Annotated in this window: 17 protein-coding genes; 6 read left to right on the top strand and 11 right to left on the bottom strand. The window is 65.4% G+C overall.

Annotated elements, in window-relative coordinates; translation table 11 throughout:
• Positions 1-42: 42 nt before the first annotated feature.
• From M8J71_RS22220 to M8J71_RS22195, 6 genes are all read right to left on the bottom strand, one after another.
• Entirely contained in the window at positions 43-1503 is a 1461-nt protein-coding gene (locus M8J71_RS22220; RefSeq protein WP_256250027.1) for an amino acid permease, read from the bottom strand.
• 174 nt (positions 1504-1677) lie between these two features.
• On the bottom strand, positions 1678-2016 hold the full coding sequence (locus M8J71_RS22215; RefSeq protein WP_256250026.1) for a Rieske (2Fe-2S) protein: 339 nt from the start codon (positions 2014-2016) through the stop codon (positions 1678-1680).
• Entirely contained in the window at positions 2013-4529 is a 2517-nt protein-coding gene (gene nirB / locus M8J71_RS22210; protein ID WP_256250025.1) for a nitrite reductase large subunit NirB, read from the bottom strand. The genes M8J71_RS22215 and nirB overlap by 4 nt, the downstream gene beginning before the upstream one ends.
• Positions 4529-4876 carry a molybdopterin oxidoreductase gene (locus M8J71_RS22205; RefSeq protein WP_256250024.1) on the bottom strand — a complete coding sequence of 116 codons (348 nt, stop codon included), beginning with the start codon at positions 4874-4876 and terminating at the stop codon, positions 4529-4531. The genes nirB and M8J71_RS22205 overlap by 1 nt, the downstream gene beginning before the upstream one ends.
• 266 nt (positions 4877-5142) lie before the next feature.
• Entirely contained in the window at positions 5143-6843 is a 1701-nt protein-coding gene (gene abc-f / locus M8J71_RS22200) for a ribosomal protection-like ABC-F family protein (protein ID WP_256250023.1), read from the bottom strand.
• Between the two features lie 309 nt (positions 6844-7152).
• The gene (locus M8J71_RS22195) at positions 7153-7320 is read right to left on the bottom strand and encodes a hypothetical protein (protein ID WP_256250022.1); all 168 of its coding nucleotides are present in this window, start codon (positions 7318-7320) and stop codon (positions 7153-7155) included.
• 94 nt (positions 7321-7414) lie between these two features.
• Between M8J71_RS22195 and M8J71_RS22190 the strand changes: the two genes are divergently transcribed.
• The gene (locus M8J71_RS22190) at positions 7415-8176 is read left to right on the top strand and encodes a CPBP family intramembrane glutamic endopeptidase (protein ID WP_256250021.1); all 762 of its coding nucleotides are present in this window, start codon (positions 7415-7417) and stop codon (positions 8174-8176) included.
• Between the two features lie 20 nt (positions 8177-8196).
• Here the strand turns inward: M8J71_RS22190 and M8J71_RS22185 are convergent, their stop codons facing one another.
• Genes M8J71_RS22185 through M8J71_RS22170 form a run of 4 tightly spaced genes read right to left on the bottom strand, consistent with a single transcriptional unit; the run spans position 8197 to position 13156 of the window.
• Complete coding sequence (locus M8J71_RS22185; protein WP_256250019.1) at positions 8197-9972, bottom strand: hypothetical protein; 1776 nt, start codon at positions 9970-9972, stop codon at positions 8197-8199.
• A 44-nt stretch (positions 9973-10016) separates the two neighbouring features.
• Positions 10017-10934 carry a carbohydrate ABC transporter permease gene (locus tag M8J71_RS22180; protein WP_256250018.1) on the bottom strand — a complete coding sequence of 306 codons (918 nt, stop codon included), beginning with the start codon at positions 10932-10934 and terminating at the stop codon, positions 10017-10019.
• Positions 10935-10936: 2 nt separating this feature from the next.
• Positions 10937-11866: a carbohydrate ABC transporter permease gene (locus M8J71_RS22175; protein ID WP_256250017.1), complete on the bottom strand. Its 930-nt coding sequence runs from the start codon at positions 11864-11866 to the stop codon at positions 10937-10939.
• Positions 11867-11884: 18 nt separating this feature from the next.
• The gene (locus M8J71_RS22170; RefSeq protein ID WP_163166704.1) at positions 11885-13156 is read right to left on the bottom strand and encodes an ABC transporter substrate-binding protein; all 1272 of its coding nucleotides are present in this window, start codon (positions 13154-13156) and stop codon (positions 11885-11887) included.
• 226 nt (positions 13157-13382) lie between these two features.
• Between M8J71_RS22170 and M8J71_RS22165 the strand changes: the two genes are divergently transcribed.
• The 4 genes from M8J71_RS22165 to M8J71_RS22150 all read left to right on the top strand — a co-directional run bounded on the left by M8J71_RS22165 (position 13383) and on the right by M8J71_RS22150 (position 17043).
• Positions 13383-13823 (top strand): VOC family protein, encoded by a 441-nt coding sequence (locus M8J71_RS22165; RefSeq protein ID WP_256250015.1) that lies wholly within the window; start codon positions 13383-13385, stop codon positions 13821-13823.
• Between the two features lie 22 nt (positions 13824-13845).
• Entirely contained in the window at positions 13846-14799 is a 954-nt protein-coding gene (locus tag M8J71_RS22160; protein ID WP_256250013.1) for a 1,4-dihydroxy-2-naphthoyl-CoA synthase, read from the top strand.
• Positions 14800-14887: 88 nt separating this feature from the next.
• Positions 14888-16093, top strand: coding sequence for an AMP-binding protein (locus tag M8J71_RS22155; protein WP_256250105.1), 1206 nt, complete (start codon positions 14888-14890; stop codon positions 16091-16093).
• A 68-nt stretch (positions 16094-16161) separates the two neighbouring features.
• On the top strand, positions 16162-17043 hold the full coding sequence (locus M8J71_RS22150) for a 1,4-dihydroxy-2-naphthoate polyprenyltransferase (protein ID WP_163166710.1): 882 nt from the start codon (positions 16162-16164) through the stop codon (positions 17041-17043).
• Positions 17044-17085: 42 nt separating this feature from the next.
• Here the strand turns inward: M8J71_RS22150 and M8J71_RS22145 are convergent, their stop codons facing one another.
• Complete coding sequence (locus M8J71_RS22145; RefSeq protein ID WP_256250012.1) at positions 17086-17403, bottom strand: DUF4229 domain-containing protein; 318 nt, start codon at positions 17401-17403, stop codon at positions 17086-17088.
• 62 nt (positions 17404-17465) lie between these two features.
• On the opposite strand from M8J71_RS22145, the gene M8J71_RS22140 reads away from it, so the two are divergent.
• The gene (locus tag M8J71_RS22140; protein WP_256250011.1) at positions 17466-17864 is read left to right on the top strand and encodes a PLD nuclease N-terminal domain-containing protein; all 399 of its coding nucleotides are present in this window, start codon (positions 17466-17468) and stop codon (positions 17862-17864) included.
• The last annotated feature ends 39 nt before the right edge of the window (positions 17865-17903 follow it).

Below are 17903 nucleotides of genomic sequence, written 5' to 3'. Positions count from 1 at the left end.
TCCCAGGGAATCCCGCCGTCGTCGTACTGCTTGGGTGAACCGTTAGCTGTACAGCGCGTTCTTCGGTTCGTTCTGCTTGACCTTCTGCCAGCCCAGCCACAGGACCACGGCGAAGAATGGGATGGTGGCCAGGGTCCAGAGGCCCAGGTAGAAGACCTCGCCGCTCTTGCTGGTCATCGTGTCGAAGCCGATCAGCACCGTGATGGCCAGCAGTCCGATCAGGCCGGCCCAGCTGGTCCACGGCGAACCGGGCATCGGCAGCGTGGACGTGACGCCCTTCTTGTGGCGCAGCGCGATCTGGCTGGCAAAGATGGCACCCCAGGTGAAGATCACGCCGATGGAGGCGGTGTTCAGGGCCAGATCGAACGCGTGCGAGCCGCCCAGCCAGATGTTCAGCATGATGCCCACCAGGTAGAAGGCCGCGATGGCGAGGATGGCCGCGTACGGAACATGCCGCTTGGACATGCGGGTGAGCCACTGCGGGGCGTGGCCGTTGTTGGCCATGGTGCGGAACACACGGCCAATGGAGTACAGGCCGGAGTTGCAGGAGGACAGTGCCGCGGTGATCACGATCATGTTCATCACGTCGCCCACCCAGGCAAGGCCCATCTGGCCGAACACGGTAACGAACGGCGAGGTTCCCGCCACGTACTGGTCGGACGGCAGCAGCATGGCCAGCAGGGTCACGGAGCCGACGTAGAACACCACAATGCGGAGGACGACGGCGCGGATCGCCTTGGGCACTTCGCGTTCCGGGTTCTGCATCTCGCCGGCGGTGATGCCCACGAGCTCGATGCCGTTGTAGGCGAAGATCACGGCGTTGAGGACCAGGACCATCACCAGTGCGCCCTTGGGGAACATCCCGCCTTCTGCGGCGAAGAGGTTGGCCACCGATGCGTTGCCGTCACCCACCTGGGCGTTGGTGACCACCATGAAGGTGCCCACCACCAGGAAGATCAGGATGGCACCCACCTTGAGGCAGGAAGCCCAGAACTCGAACTCGCCGAACGCTTTGACGCTCAGCAGGTTAACCGCCACCAGGAGAGCCAGCGCGGCGATGGCCGAGGCTTCCACGGGAACGTTGGGAAAGAAGAACTGGAAGTAGAGGCCGATGGCAATCAGTTCGGCGATGCCCGTCATGCCCCAGTTGATGAAGTACATCCAGCCCGAAAGGAACGCGCCCTTCTTGCCGAACATCTCACCGGCGTAGCTCACGAACGAGCCGGAGGTCTGGCGGTACATGATGAGCTCGCCCAGTGCCCGCATCAGCAGGTAGGCGATGACGCCGGCGATGGCGTAGGAGAAAATCAGGGCCGGGCCGGTGGAGGCCAGGCGTCCGCCGGCACCCATGAAGAGGCCGACGCCGATGGCGCCGCCCATGGCGATCATGGTGACGTGGCGCCTGCCCAGGGTCTTGCTATAACCCTCGGCGCTGAGGGTGGGGTCGACGGCGGTGGATGGTGCCGTGGTGTTCTGGAGATCTGTGGGGGTACTTTGAGGCACAACGATTCCTTGTGGGTTGGGGGTTGGCCGCATCCGGAGCACGGATGATTCCGCTCACAAATTCGGCGTTATGCCCTGTTGGGCAACCGAATGTGATCGGAATCTCTCGTGGCGCCGAAGCTTCGCGCGGCTCGTCTATCTTACAAGACGCGCAGGGATGCTACGTGACGCGCACTACACGCCCGTCCGCAGCACCACGTTCCGGTCCCCGTCCAACGTCACGTTGTAGCTGCGCAGCGGTTCCTGCCCGCTGGTTGAGCAGCCGGTCGCCAGGTCAAACGCATGCTGGTGTAAAGGGCAGATCACCACTTGCCGGTCAATGGTGCCGTCCGCAATCGGCCCACCGCGGTGCGGGCAGACGGCGGCGAGCGCGCGCAGTGCGCCGTCCCGGAGCCGGAAGACTGCCACCTGTTCGCCCTCCACCGCAAAAGCCCTGCCCTCACCCAACGGAATCTGGTCAACGGGACCAAGGAGATGAAAGGCTGGGCTCCCATGTGCCTCGGCGCTGTTCATTGAACCGGCACTTGGGGAAGGACCGTCAGGGGAAGCGACGTCCTGAACTGACCGGGCGTCAGAGGATCTTTGCGCTCGCTCCAGGGGTCCACGTAATTGTCTACGGAGGCCTGCATGGCGGTGTCCAGCCGCGCTGCAATTCCTTCGGAATCCTCAACAACCACCGCTCGCAGATGTTCGATGCCCACCCGCGGTACATAGGCGTAGGTACGTTCCAGCCAGTTGGCCTGCTCACGGTAGTACTGCATAAACCGGCCGGTGAGGACCTTCACCTGCTCCGGATCGTCTACAGTCGCCAGCAGGTCGCCCTTGCGGATGTGGGCGCCTGCCGCTCCGCCCACATAGATCTCCCAACGGCCGCCTTCCACCGCCACGACGCCAACATCCTTCACCAGCGATTCCGCGCAGTTGCGCGGGCAGCCGGACACGGCGAGTTTCAGTTTGGCCGGCGACTCGATGCCCTGGAAGCGGGATTCAATCTCGATGCCCAGTTTTGTTGAGTCCCCTGTGCCGTAGCGGCAAAAGTCCTTACCAACGCAGGTCTTGACCGTGCGGAAGCTTTTGCCGTACGCGTAGCCGGAGGGCATGTCCAGGTCCGCCCACACCTGCGGCAGGTCCTCCTTGGGAATGCCCAGCAGGTCGATGCGCTGGCCGCCGGTGAGTTTGATCAGCGGGACGTTGTGCTTTTCGGCCACATCAGCGATGCGGCGAAGCTGCTGAACGCTCGTCACGCCGCCCTTCATCTGCGGCACCACGGAGAACGTGCCATCGCGCTGGATGTTGGCGTGCACCCGGTCGTTAATGAACCGGGCGTCGCGTTCGTCGATGTATTGCCCGGCCAGCATCATTTTCAGCAGCGAGGCGAGCCCCAGCTTGGATTTGGCGTCCTCGAGGCTGCCGGGGGCCAGGGCCTGGAACACCTGGGAGACGGAGCGCAGCCCGCGCTTCCGGATCTCGTCCATGAGCGCCGGCTTGTCCAGTGGGATACCCGGGACGTAGTAGCTGGCGGCCGGGTCCTCCTCCACGGCACCGCCAGCCGCCCATTCCACCACCTGCTGCACCAGCAGCTTGCAGGAGCCACAGCCTTTGCCTGCACGGGTGGCGTCCATCGCACCGGCCACTGTGGCGCAGCCGCCCTTCACCGCTCCCACCAGCGCCTTCTTGTTGACGCCGTTGCAGTTGCAGACCTGCGCGTCGTCGTCGAGTTCGGCCACGCCTACATCGCCGTCCGGGGTGCCCAGATCAAACAGCAGGCTGTGCCGCTCCTGCGGGAGCGGCAGGCCGCGGTCGTAGGCCTGGGTCAGGAATGCCACCTTGCGGCTGTCACCCAGGAGGGTGGCGCCCACCATCTTGTTGTCCCGGACCACAATGGACTTGAAGACGCCCCGGCTGGGTTCTGAAAAGACGATATGTTCGTCGCTGTCGCGTTCCGGCCCGTGCAGGCCCATGGAAGCCACTTCCACGCCCGCCACCTTGAGCTTGGTGGCTGTCCGGGAGCCGAGGTAGGCGGCGCTGGTGTCCGCTCCTGTGACGTGGTTCGCCAGGACCACGGCCTGTTCCCACAGCGGTGCCACCAGGCCGTACACCTCGCCGCGGTGCTGGACGCACTCCCCCACGGCGTAGATGTCCTCCTCGTCCTGCACCCGCAGCCTGTCATCCACCACAATGGCCCGTTCCACCGGCAGCGCGCTGAGCACCGCCAGGTCCACGTTGGGACGGATTCCGGCCGCAACCACCACCATGTCGCAGCTGATGTCCGGCTGATCGCGGAGGCTGATACCGGTGACCCGGTCGGTGCCGAGTAGGGCAGTGGTTCGGCTGCCCGTATGCACCCCGATGCCAAGTGCCTCCACGCTCCTGCGGAGCACCGCGCCGCCGTCGGGCCCCATCTGCGCGTTCATCAGGTGCCCGCCGGAATGGACCACCTCCACATCTAACCCGTGGCTGCGCAGGCCGCAGGCCGCCTCGAGCCCCAGGAGCCCGCCGCCGATCACCACGGCGCGGCGGTGATGCTCCTGCTGGGCATGGGCCACCATCCGCTGGGTGTCATCGATGGTACGGAAGCCGAAAACGCCCTGCTTTATGGAGCCGCCGGGCGTGTGGAGCCCGTCCATCGGCGGCATGTGGGAGCGGCTTCCGGTGGCGATGATCAGGACATCGTAGGGGGTGACCCTCCCGTCGCTGGAGAAGACGTGCCGGGTGAATTTGTCAATCCGTTCGGCCCTGACCCCGGCGTGGAGGGTGATGTTGTTCTCCCGGTACCAGGACAGGGAGTTCAGGAAGATGTCGGCATGGCTTTCCTCGCCGGAAAGGACGTGGCTGAGCATGATGCGGTTGTAGTTCCCGTACGGCTCATCACCGAACATTGTTATGGTGAACTGGCCGGCGCCTCCCCGGGCAAGGATCTCCTCCACTGCCCTGGCGCCTGCCATGCCATTGCCGATCACCACCAGGCGGCGGCGCGGCGGGGTGGTTGCGTGCCTGCCTTGGGGGCGGTCCACCACGCTGGTCATCAGTGCTCCACCATGCCCAGATCAACAACAACCGAACCCTCAATGCCCTCGGGGGCCGCCAGATGGAGCTCGATCACCGAGCCGCCCTCGATGTCCTCGACAACGCGGAGCGGCACATGGACATCGCTCTTCGCTCCGATGGGGAAGTAGCGCATGGGTACGCCGTTACGCACCAGGACCACCGTGACCAGTTCACTGCTGGAGTTGCCGCCACGAAAGTAGAGGGTCTGGTTTATCACCCCGTCCGGGACGTAATGGGACAGTTCGCTGTGGATTGGGGCCGGTTTTTCCAGCCCTGCGCCTTTGAAGGGGTAGATGCCCTGGAGGAAAAGGTTCTTGGTGATCACGGACAGATCCTTTCGGCCGGCGGAACGACTGGCATGCGCCCATCATCCGCCGCCGATGTTTCCGGCCGCCGGTTGCCCGGTAACCATCTCTTGAAGCAATTCTCACCATCGTCGGGGCCTTCGCGCCGGCGCTGCCTGGCCCGTCTCCGCCGTCCGGCTCCGCCCCCTGCCGATTCGACGGTTCCCTGCGGGTTCGACGGCGGCCAACGTCGAGCGGGCGCGGAACCGTCGAATCGGCGAAGGCAGCCGCGACCCCAAGACTCACATCACGCTTTAGCGAGGACGCCCTTATCCATGGAGTAGCGGATCCAGCGCCCGCTCACGGCGCCACCGCCGGTGCTCCCGCCATTCCCGCCGTTCCCGCCGTTCGCTGCATCACGCTTGCACCTGGCAAACCACTCCCGGAGGGCCCGGTCGTGGCTGACCATCACCAGGGTTCCGGTGAAGGTTGCGAGCGCGGCCTCAAGCTGTTCCACCAGAACCGGCGCCAGGTGGTTGGTGGGCTCGTCCACAATCAAAGTGCTGTAGCCGCCCAGGAGCAGCCGGGCAAGCGCGAGCCGCCGCTGCTGTCCCGCGGACAGGCTGCCAACGGGAACATGGAACTCGCTGGTGCGGAACAGGCCCAACCGCAGGAGCGCCTCGGCGTGCTCATCGATGTTCCCGCCCAGCCCTGACGCGAAGGCCGGCAGCAGCCGGAGCGAAGGCCGTTGCGGCAGCTCCAGTTCCTGTTGCAGGTAGCCCACCCGTTCAGGCCGGGTCACCCGTCCTTCGCTGGGAGTCAAAGTTCCCGCCAGCACGGACAACAGTGTGGACTTGCCGGCGCCGTTGGGCCCGGTGATAAGGACCTTCTGGCCGAGGCCGGCCTGGAAGTCCGTGGCTCGAAGCCGGCCGGGAACACTGACTCCATGGGCGGCCAGCGGCGCAGCCGGATCTTCGCCGGACGGCGCAGCGTGCAAAGACTCCGGAGCGGCCAGCCGCAGGGGCATCGGCGGCTGCTCCACCGGGCTGGCTTCCAGCCGCCGCAACCGTTCCTGCGCGTTCCGGACCTGGCTGCTGGCGGCTTTCTGCCACGTACCGGCCTTGAAATCGAAGCCCATCTTGTCGCCGTCCCGCTTGCGGCCGTACCCCATGGTCCCGGCAACGGTCTCTGCCTGCCGCTTTTCGTCCTCCATGGCGTGCAGCCAGCCGTGGTACTGCTGGATCCAGCGCTGGCGTTCAGCGGCTTTCTCGCGGAGGTAGCCGTCGTACCCGTTGCCATAACGGGTGACGGTACGGCGCTCGGCATCCACCTCAATGACATTGGCTGCCACCTTGCGCAGCAGCATGCGGTCATGGGAAACCACCACCACAGTGCCCCGGTGGGCCGCCAGCCGGTCCTCCAGCCACGCTGTTCCGCGGGCGTCCAGATGGTTGGTCGGTTCATCGAGGAGCAGGATGTCCGCGGGGTCGGCCAGGACACAGGCCAGCGCCACGCGTTCCTGTTCCCCGCCGGAAAGCGATCCGAGGGCACGGCTGCGGTCCAGGCCGCCCAGGCCCAGCCGGTCCAGCGCGGCCTCCACCCGGGATTCCGCAGCGTATCCTTCGCGCAGCTGATACTCCGTCAGGAGCCTGCCGTAGGCTTCCAGGTCGCTCTCCTCTGCGTCGGCCAGCCCGGCCTCGAGCCGGTCCAGCTCTGCTTCAAGGTTTCGTAGCGATGCGAGGGATGCGTCGATGGCCCCTCCCACTGTCAAGGACTCGGGCAGCCCATGGGTTTGGGCCAGGTAGCCCACCCGGCCGTGGAGAGTGGCAGTCCCTTCCTGGGGCTGTTCGAGGCCGGCCAGGATCCGCAGCAGGGTCGATTTGCCGGCACCGTTCTCGCCGACCACCGCTGCATGCTCGCCGGCAGCGATCACCAGGTTGACGCCGTCGAGCAGTAACCGGTCGCCGTAACCGTGGGTGACGTCCGAGAGGTTGATGTGTTCAGTCAAGGGAAGTCCTCGCAAAAGTTCCGCAGTGTGGGCGCCGGAGCTGACCCGGGTTCATCCGGTGCTCGACGGCGGCCTTGGATTGTGGGGAACAGTCCGGCGTGGCCGGCCTGCCGGGTTAGGACTTCATCGCTCCAGCCTGCCTGCCCCCGGGCGCCCCGTCAAGCAGTGGCGAGCGCTGCGGCTTTCCTTCGGCGGGCCTTCGCCAGCCGGGTGCCGATCAGCCCCTGCCCGGGCTGAAGAGGTAGATGCCGGCGAGGGAGCACACAGCGGAGATCACGGGGGGCAACGACCAGCAGCCGTGAGAAGCGGTCAGTCAGCAGGTAGGCGTGTCAGCACCACGGGCTTGCTGTCGCTGCTGTTTCCGGCGGCACCCCCTACGCAGGCGGTCAGCAGCAGGGAAAGCACGACGGCGGCTGTCGCGGCGGCGAGGGACGTGACCCGCTGCAGTGGGCGGGTTCGGGCGGCTACTTGACGCACCGAAACGAAAATTTAGGCATACCGAACATCCTGGGCGAAGCACGATTCCCCCGGGAACGCCAGCCGGGAGGCCGGGGGAAGCTAGGCTGAAACCATGGCCAGCGCACACCGCATACCACCCGCACCACAGCCACAGCTGTACCGGTTTTCGCCCCTGGATTTCATCGCTGCGGTCCTTTACGTAGGCCTTGCAGGTTTTTTCGTCCTGGCCGGGCCACTGATCGCTCCTGTCCTGCGGCAGGTGGCACCCACTCCTGCCGCCGCCTCCTACGCGATGAACCTGCTCTTCTATGCCGTCGTGGGCATACTCGCCATCGTTGCCGCGCGACGGGTGGCGGGCCGTGACTTGCGGGTACTGGCCACCCGCCCGTGGTTCACATTGCTGATGGTCCCGGCCGCCGTGATTGCCATGATGATCCTCTCCGCCATTGTGGTGGCGGCCAGCGGCAGTGCAGAGACCTCCGAGAACCAGGCTGGACTTCAGGCCTTGATGCAGCAGGTCCCGGCGTGGCTGATGGTCCCGCTGCTGGTGGTGGTGGGCCCGTTCGTGGAGGAATTCATCTTCCGCCACCTGCTGATCGGCAAGCTGAGCCGGCGGGTAAACATCTGGGTGTGCTGCGTGTTGTCCGTGGTCCTGTTCGCCGCCCTGCACCTGGTGGGCCGCGAAGCCCTCACGCTCCCGGTCCTGCTTCCCTATCTGGCCATGGGGGCAACGCTGGTGTTCGCCTACGTCTGGACCGGCAGGAACCTGATGTTCTCCTACTTTGTCCATGCTGGAAAGAACCTGCTGGCGGTGGTGTTCATCTACGCCATTCCGCCGGAATTCTACGAACAGCTCCAGCAGGTCCCGGCCTGAGCAGTCATCCCCGGCGCCACCTAGGAGGACTGCTGGCTGAGGGCTCGCAGCGTAAAGACCTGCCTGCCCTTGGTCCTGCCGGTGATGAACACCTTTATGCCCTCTGAAGCATTCGTCCCGGCAAGGTACCTGTAGTTCTCGCCGGGATTGTAGGCCGGTGGTGTATCCGGATCCGCAGGAAGGCCGGAACCGAATTCGATGACGTCCGAACCCACCCGGTAGCGCCCCGTTCCCTCCACCAGTTGGAAGGCGTCAGGTGAACCCAGCGGCAGCACGCCCTCGAGCACTCCCCCGGGCCGGAAGGTGAGTTCCAGGGCAAAGGAGGTGTCGGCGCCGTGGAACCCGACGGTCAGGCGCGTCCGGTCGCCCTGGACCTCCACCACAATCTCCGTGTCCAGCCGGTGCACCACCGTGGGCCGGCTGCTGAAGTCCATGCCGGCACTGAACCTGCCCTCATGCTCCAGCGCGTAGATGCCGTCCGTCCGCCGTTTTTCGGCGGGAAGGGGCAGGTAGAAGTTGGCCGCCACTGTCTCGGAGAGTGCCACGGTGTTGCCGTTGCTGACCGTGTGCTGGCTGCGGAAGGGGCCCAGGTCGAAGAAGCTGCGGGACAGCCGGACGCCGTCGAGCAGGGCGTCGCCGTTGCCGAAACGGAGGAACGTGGGGTTGCTGGCCAGCCCGGACACCACACCGGGAACCAGGTCGTCGCAGCCGCCAAACACGGTGGTGACGGACGCCCCGCTCCGGAATCGGTGGAGGCCGCAGCTCGCCAGCGACGCCTGCGCCGGGGCGAGTGCCGCGGGCAGTTCCGGCGCGCCGCACCCGGACTGGACCAAGGGAACGTCCGACGGCCATGGACGGGCTTCGGGGACAGCGTCGCCGGGCAGCGCCTCCCCCAGCCAGGGGTCTAGCTTTGCCAGGGCGAGCAGCTTGGCGGGCTCGTCCAGCGGCAGGGTTCCAAGCCAGGCTGCCGCCGCGGCGAAGTCCTTGTTGCCGTCCTGGTTGGCCAGCCGCCGGTACAGGGGCAGGAACGGGGCGCCGTGGAAGGCCAGCCACTGGTCCTGGCGCCGCGAGAACACCGATTCCACGCTGCCGTCCGGGTTGAACAACGGCAGGAAGGCCGTGAGGTTCCGGCGGACATGGTCCAGCAGCTCCGGCCGGCCGAAACTGTCCGCGATGGTGATCAGGGAGGGGTTGGTGACGGCTGTGGCGTAGAGCGGGCTGCGCTCCGAGTACATCCCGTCCGGCAGCTGGTCGATCCCCTCTGCCAGCCATTCGTCGATCCGGTGGGCGATGTCCTGTCTGGGCTGCAGCTGGTTCATCTGGGCGAGCGCAGCACACAGCTCCCAGCGGTGGTTGGGGGTGTGGACCCCACCGGAGACCATGGCATTCGTGGCCCTGGCAACAATGCCGCTGAGCCGTGCGTCCACCTCCGCCAGCACCGGAACCGGAGCGTCCAGGGCCCGGATCAGGCGCAGCGCCAGGCACACGTCATTCAACGTGAAGGCGGAATCCGGTGGTGAGCAAAGGTTGGTCCCGTCAAACAGGCCGGTGGGTCCCTGCAGCAGTTCGAGCCGGTCCAGGCACGTGGCCATCGGCTCCCGAAGCCGGTCCCCGCCGGAAAAGGCGGAGCCGGGCTCAGTGAGGACCGTGACCAGCGCCAGCAGCCGAGCCATGGCGGCTCGGTGTGGCAGGGCGGAGGACTCAGCGTGGTGGGTTTCCAGCATCGCCTGGACGTGCTGGTCCGCCGCCTCCACCACCCGGTCCAGGAAGACGACGTCGGCCGGAGCTGTGTGCAAAATAGTTACCTTTCACGGGTCCCGCCAACAGAGGGCGGGACGCCCTAATCCTTCAAGCCGGCGCTGACGTCAGCGTTGAGCACGTACTTCTGGAAGACGAAGAACACCAGGACCAGCGGCAGGATGGAGATCACGGAGGCGCCCAGGAGCACCGGCCAGTCGATGTTTTCCGCCCCCACAATGCTCCGCAGCGCCACCTGGAGGGTGTACCACTTGGGATCGTTCAGCACGATCAGCGGCCAGATGTAGTCATTCCAGCGCCACTGGAACGAGAAGATGGCCAGCGTAAACAGGATGGGCCGGGACAGCGGCAGCATGATCCGGAAGAAAATGGCCAGTTCGCTTGCGCCGTCGATGCGGGCCGAGTGCAGCAGGTCATCGGGAACCGTGAGGAAGAACTGCCGGAACATAAACACGCCCGTGGCGGTGAGCACGGATGGCACGATGATGCCCGCCAGCGAGTTGTACAGGCCCAGGTCCCGGATCACCGAGAACGTGGGGTTCAGGATCACCTCGGTGGGGAGCATGGTGGTGGCCAGGATGCAGACGAAGAACAGCCTGGTGCCCTTGTTGTTGTACTTGGCCAGCGCGTAGCCCGTGCAGGCGCTGAAGAACACGGTGAGCACGGTGGTGACGATCGCCACCGTGGCGGTGTTCAGGAAGTACTGCGCAAAGTCCACGCGCTCCCAGGCGTCCACAAACCCCTGGAAGGTCCACTCCCGCGGGATCATGGACAGCGGGTAGCTGAAGAGTTCGCTGCCCGGCTTGAAGGAGCTGAGCAGGAACCACAGGAGCGGCAGCGCATAGATCGCCGCGATGAGCCACATCAGCAGGGTCAAGGGAACGGACAGCTTGGCCCGGCCCTCCCGGTTGCCGCGCTGGCCCCTGGCGGCCTCGACTTTCTCGGCGCCCAGCGCTGATTCCTCCGCAATGACGGGAGGCAGGTTTGCAGCAGTTGCCATGGTCAGGCCTTCTTCCGGTTGAACCGCAGCTGGATGAGTGCGATCGCCAGCAGGACCACCATCAGCACCATGGAGGCAGCGCTCGCGTAGCCCACCTTGGACTGCTCAAAGCCGGTCTTGTAGATGTACTGGACGATCAACGTGTTTTCCGTGCCCGGGCCGCCGTTGGTCAGCGCCTGGATCATGGCGAATTCCTTCATGGCGTGGATGGTGGAGAGCAGGATAACCATGAACGACGTCGGCGCGATGCCGGGCAGGGTGACGTTCAGGAATCGCTGCCACGCGTTGGCCCCGTCCAGCTCGGCTGCCTCCAGCAGGGCCTCGGGGATGTTCTTCAGTGCCGCGATAAACAGCAGCATGTTGAACGCCGTCCCGCCCCAGGCGGAGGCGAAGATGACCACCGCCAGGGCCAGGTTGCCGTTGCTGGACCACGGCACCGGACTGCCGCCCAGGGTGGCGATGACAAAGTTGACGAACCCGAAGTCCTGCCCGAACATCCACTTCCAGATAACACCCACCACGATCGGCGAGATCAACCAGGGCAGGAAGATCACAATCTTGGCGGCGGTGCGCCCCCGTACAGCCTTGCTGACCAGCAGCGCCGCCACTCCGAGGGAGCACACGTACACCAGCGGCACGGACAGGACGGTGTACACAAAGGTCCTGCCCAGCGCCGCATAGAACGTGCCGTCGGCGAAGAGCTTCTGGAAGTTTGCCAGGCCAATGAAGTTCAGCCTGCCCACGCCGCGGTAGTCGGTGAAGGAATACAGCAGCCCCAGCGCCCCGGGCCACACAAAGAACACCAGGAAGAGCACCACGTTGACGCCGATCAGGACCAGCGGTGCAATGACGTACCGGTTCCGGCGTTTCTGCTGGGATTTGCTCCGGACGGCACCCGCCCCGGGCGTTCCCGACGCCACTGTGGTGCTCATGGTTGGATTGGCCACTGATCAGGCGCCGTTGTAGAGCTTCACGATGTTGTCCACCGTGGTTTTCGCGTCCTGGCTGCCGGAGAGCATCTTGACGGTCTCCTCGCGCAGGGGGTCGCCGGAGAACGGGGTCTCCGCGTAAGCCTCGGACACAACGCGCTTGATGGCGTTGTCACCCTTGGCCTCATTACCGGCAATCTGCTTCTGGTACAGCTCGAAGGAGGCCTGCTGGAAGGGGTACTCAACCTTGAGGTCCTTCACCGGCAGGTAACCGCCCAGCTTCGCGAACTCGGTGTAGTTGGCGTCGTCGTAGAACCAGTCGATGAACTTCTTGGCCTCCTCGTCCTGCCCGGTGTCCTTGAAGGCGACCATAAAGCCGCCGCCGAGATTGGTGGCGTTGACTTCCTTCTTGGGCAGCGGCACGGACAGCCACTCGAAGTCCTTGATGTTTTTGTTGAAGTCGGCAACCTGCCAGCTTCCGGAGTAGTACGCGGCCACCTGGCCGCTCTTGAACATCGCATTGCCGTCCTCGCCGCTGAGCCAGACGGATTTGGGCATGGTCTGGTCGTCGTTGATCCTGGCGAAGTACTCGAGGGTCTCCACGGCTTTGTCGTCGGCAGCGTACTTGTCGCCTTCCTTCGCGAAGGCGGTGCTGCCGAATTCGTACATCATGGCGCGGAGGCGGTGGCCGGAGCGGTCCATGACCACACCGTACTTGGCGCCTGCCTTCTCGCGTACCTCGTTGACGGCTGCAACAAATTCGTCCCAGGTCCAGGTCTGTTCGATGGCGGTGGGGAAGCTGACACCGGCCTTCTCGAACAGGCTCTTGTTGATGAACAGGCCCACGGCGGTGAGGTCGGAAGGAATCGCGGGAATGATTCCGTCCGGGGATTCCTGCAGGAAGTTCCCGTCGATGCCGCGGGACTTGGCGATGTCCGAAAGGTCCTGGAGCTGGTTGACCCACAGCGGATCGATGCTGGTGACGCGGGCCAGGGCAGGCAGGTCATTGGCGGTGGCGGCGTTCTTCAGCTTGGTGGTGATGTCTGCTGTCGGAACATCCACAACCTCGATGGTGATGCCTGTTGCTTCCTGGTACTTCTTGGCCGCGGCCGCGAACGCGCCGCCCTGGTTGGTGTCACCGGAGAGGACCAGCTGGAGGGTCTTGGAACCCCCTTCGGACGTACCTCCGCCGCTGCCGCAGGCGGTGAGTCCTGCGGCCAGAGCCGAGAGTCCGAATGCCGTCAGCCCGAACTGCCGGCGGCTGATGCTGGAGATTGCTGTCTTCTCTGACAATGCTCTGTCCTGTCTCTCTTTGCTCCCGGCCCTGGCTGGACCTTTGCTGAAAGTGGGCCTTCCGCCGGCAGCACGCCGTAGGGGGAAAAGCCTTTCCGCCCCAACTGTGACCTATGTCATGACAATATGTCAAGAGTACTTTTTACCCCTACGAAGGCCTCCGGTCCACGCCCGTGCAAACCGGCAGCACCTACCGTAGGAGCACCTGCCACCGTACCTTGGTGGGATGGGACTGAACATCCAGATTGTCATCGACTGCAGGGATCCGCACTACCTGGCTGACTGGTGGGCCGAGTCGCTCGAGTGGGCGGTGGAACCGCAGGACGAGGGCTTCATCCGCTCCATGATCGAGCAAGGGTTCGCCACCGAGGACCAGACAACAGTGCACAACGGCAAGCTGGTGTGGCGGGAAGGCTGTGCGATCCGCCCACCGGAGGAACTTGAGGCAAAAGCACCGGCCAGGCGGCTCCTGTTCCAGACGGCCCCCGAAGGCAAGACCGTCAAGAACCGCGTGCACTGGGACCTTGACCTGGCAGGGCGGGACAAGGACGAGGTGCGCCGGGAACTCGAGGCCCGGGGCGCCACTTTCCTGTGGAGCGCCAGCCAGGGGCCACATTCGTGGCACACCATGGCGGACCCCGAGGGCAACGAGTTCTGCATCAGCTGACCCCGATTACTAGACTTGGACGGTGAGCAACCAAATCCCCGCCTCGGTGTCCGACGTCTTCGATCCCACCCGCTGGCGTGTTGTGTCCGGCTTCGACGACTTCCAGGACATGACCTACCACCGGCAGGTGGAGCGGGATTCCGACGGCGGCTGGGTGCGCGACCTGCCCACGGTGCGGATCGCCTTCAACCGCCCCGAGGTCCGGAATGCCTTCCGGCCCGGCACAGTCGATGAACTGTACCGGGCGATGGACCACGCCCGGATGTCCCCGGATGTCGCCACGGTGCTGCTCACCGGAAACGGCCCCTCCCCCAAGGATGGTGGCCATTCCTTCTGCTCGGGCGGGGACCAGCGCATCAGGGGCCGGGACGGGTACCGATACGCTGACGGCGAGACCCAGGAGAGCATCGATCCCGCACGGGCCGGGCGGCTCCACATCCTGGAAGTCCAGCGGCTGATGCGCACCATGCCCAAGGTGGTCATCGCCGTCGTCAACGGCTGGGCGGCCGGCGGCGGGCACTCCCTGCACGTGGTCTCAGACCTCACCATCGCTTCCCGCCAGTTCGGCAGGTTTAAGCAGACGGACGCAACGGTGGGAAGCTTCGACGCCGGGTACGGCTCGGCCCTGCTGGCGCGCCAGATCGGGCAAAAGGCTGCCCGGGAGATCTTCTTCCTCGCCCGCGAATATTCCGCCGAGGACATGGTTCGGATGGGTGCCGTCAATGAAGCTGTGGACCATGAACGCCTCGAAGAGGTTGCCCTGGAGTACGCCGCCGATATCGCCCGGCAGTCGCCCCAGGCAATCCGGATGCTCAAGTTCGCCTTCAACCTCGCGGACGACGGCCTGGCGGGCCAGCAAGTATTCGCCGGCGAAGCCACCCGGCTGGCGTACATGACGGACGAAGCGGTGGAGGGCAAGGAAGCGTTCCTGGAAAAACGCGACCCGGACTGGTCCAGCTTCCCGCACTACTTCTAAGGCAGGACGCTCGATGAACACCGAACCCCAAGGTAGCGAAACCCTGAACACCGGATCCCTCGGAGCAGGCACACCCGGAAGCGGCGTGCTGGACATCGACCCGGCGCTGAAGGCGCTGGCAGCCGCCCTTCACGGCGAGGGCCCCGCCGTCGAACTTTCCGTCGGTGAAGACGGTGCCCTGGTAGTGGGCCACCTGGAAACGCCCGGCTGCGACGACGCCGTTGCCGTGGTGCGCACCTCCGGTTCCACCGGCGCCCCCAAGGCCACGGTCCTGACGGTGGAATCCCTGGCCGCTTCCTCGATGGCTACGGCCCTGGCCCTCAAGGGCGAGGGCCAGTGGCTGCTGGCACTACCCGTCCAGTACGTGGCCGGAATCCAGGTCCTGGTACGTTCGCTGTTCGCGGGCACGCGCCCCTGGGTGATGGACATGTCCGGCGGGTTTACGCCCGTTGCCTTTACGGCCGCGGCGCAGGAGCTGACCGACAAGATCCGCTTCACCTCGCTGGTCCCCACCCAGCTGCAACGGTTGCTTGACGCGCCGTCCCCGGAGACCCTCGCGGTCCTGCGGCGCTTCAACGCCGTGCTGCTGGGCGGCGCGCCCGCCCCAGCCTCGCTGCTGGCAGCCGCGAGGGATGCCGGCGTCCGGGTCATCACCACCTACGGTTCGGCCGAGTCCTGCGGCGGCTGCGTCTATGACGGCTTCCCGCTGGAAGGGGTGTCCGTGCGCATTGAAGAGGACGGCCGCATCCTGCTGGGCGGCGACACGATCGCCGCGGGCTACCTGGAAGCACCGGATGAAGCCGGGAGCACCTTCTTTGAGGAGGACGGCGTGCGCTGGTACCGCACCAGCGACCTCGGCAGCATTGACGACGAAGGCCGGCTCACCGTCCTGGGCCGCGCCGACGACGTGATCATCACCGGCGGGATCAAGGTTTCGGCCGCGCACGTGCAGGAGGAACTGGAAAAGTCCGACGCCGTCGCCGCCGCTTTTGTGGCCGGTGTCCCGTCCGCGGAATGGGGCCAGGCCGTGGCAGCTTATGTGGCGTTGGCCACCCCGCCTGAAGGGACCGCAGCGTCCCCGCAGCCAGCCGGCACCGGAGGGACCGGGGAGCCAGCCGGCACCGGAGGGACCGGGGACCACGCCGTCGTCCTTGAACAGGAGTGGCACCGGACGCTGGGCATCCTTGCCCCGAAAACAGTCCTTGCGGCGTCCTCCCTGCTGATGCTGCCAAACGGCAAGCCGGATCGCCTGGCCATGGCCGCCGAACTCAACGCCCTCCACCAGGGAAAGTAAAGTAGACCTGCACCACCCCGGCGGGCCCCCATCCTGCCGCCTTCCCCAAACAACGCGAGGTACTGACCGTGGCCACAGCCGCACAATGGATCCAAGGCGCCCGACTCCGAACACTGCCGGCCGCGATTGCGCCGGTGCTGATCGGCTCCGCCGCCGCCTATGAGATGGATTCGTTCCTGCTCTTCAACGCCATCCTCGCGGCGCTGGTAGCCCTCCTGCTCCAGGTGGGCGTGAACTTCGCGAACGACTATTCCGACGGTATCCGCGGCACGGACGACGACCGCGTGGGCCCGCTCCGCCTGGTGGGCTCGGGCGCTGCCAGCCCCGAGCACGTGAAGCGTGCCGCCTTTGGTGCGTTTGCCGCCGCCATGGTTTTCGGGCTGATCCTGGTGGTAATCACGCAGAGCTGGTGGCTGATCCTGGTGGGGCTCGGCTGCGTGATGGCGGCCTGGGGCTACACCGGAGGCAAGAACCCGTACGGCTACATGGGCCTGGGCGACGTTTTTGTGTTTGTGTTCTTCGGGCTGGTGGCCACACTGGGCACTACCTACACGCAGGCCGGGCAGATCAACCTGCCGGCCATTATCGGCGCGATCGGCACGGGGCTGATCGCCACCGCGCTCCTGATGGCCAACAACGTCCGCGATATCCCCACCGACATGCAGGCCGGCAAGAAGACCCTCGCGGTGCGGCTCGGCGACAAGCACGCGCGGGAGAGCTACGTGCTGATGCTCGCCGTAGCCATCATGCTGGTGGTGATCCTGGCCCCCGGGCGGCCGTGGATGCTGATCGTCCTGCTGCTGATTCCGGCCTGCCTCATGCCGGCGTGGCTGATGATCAACGGCCGTAAGCGCAAGAGCCTGATCCCGGTCCTGAAGCAGACCGGCCTGATCAACCTCGGTTACAGCCTGCTGTTTTCACTGGGTTTGGTGCTGAGCCACGGCTTTTAGGACTGCCGGGGCTGCTGGGCTTTTTGCCGCCGGGGGCTTGCGCTACGAACTGCTGCGCTTGGGGTCCTTCGCGTCATTGCTGATGGCGATGTCCGGGTTGGCGTCCAGGAGGGTATCCTCCGCGTGGGCGTCCCGGACTTCATTGGCTGAGCGGATTGGCTTGGCCTTGCCCGAGAAACGCTGGTGGATCACCGCGGCGGCCTCGTCCCGCTGCTTTTGGAAGAAGAGGTAGCTCACGGCGAAAGCGATCAGTGCTGCACAGATCACGGACATCAGCACGCCCAGCTGAAGGAGCATAAAAACCACAAACAGGGGCGCGAATAGAGCCAGGCGGATCAGGGAATATTTCAAAAGGGCCACTATTCAAGTTTAGCCGCCTTCCGCCCAGGGCCCCTGCGCCTCCTGACGATAGACTTAATGGCATGCTCCTCCGTGTGGCTTTGGCCGTCGCAGTCCTCGTCATCTTCGTGTATGGCCTCGTGGATGTGATCCGCACTGATGGACGCCTCACCCGAGGGATCTCCAAGCCAGCCTGGATCGTGGTCATGATCGTCCTGCCAGTGGTCGGTGCCATTCTCTGGCTCCTGATCGGCCGGCCCCGTGGCAGCTCCCCCCGGCAGCAGAGCCAGCGGCATCCCACCGCGCCTGACGATGACCCGGACTTCCTCCGCAACCTCGAAGCCCGCCGCCGCAACCAGGCAGAAGCAGAGCGCCTCAAGAAGCTCAAGGATGACATGGATGCCAAGGCGAAGGACGACGGCAAGGGCAGCGGCAAGGACAAGCACGAGACCGACGAACACGATAACGACGGCCTGAAGTAGGGCGCTTCGCTGACGAGCAGTTGGCGGGCTCCGCCGTTG

Origin of the sequence: Pseudarthrobacter sp. R1 (assembly GCF_024494415.1) — a bacterium.
Classification (GTDB): Bacteria; Actinomycetota; Actinomycetes; order Actinomycetales; family Micrococcaceae; genus Arthrobacter.
This window is presented reverse-complemented; position numbering and strand designations above follow the sequence as displayed.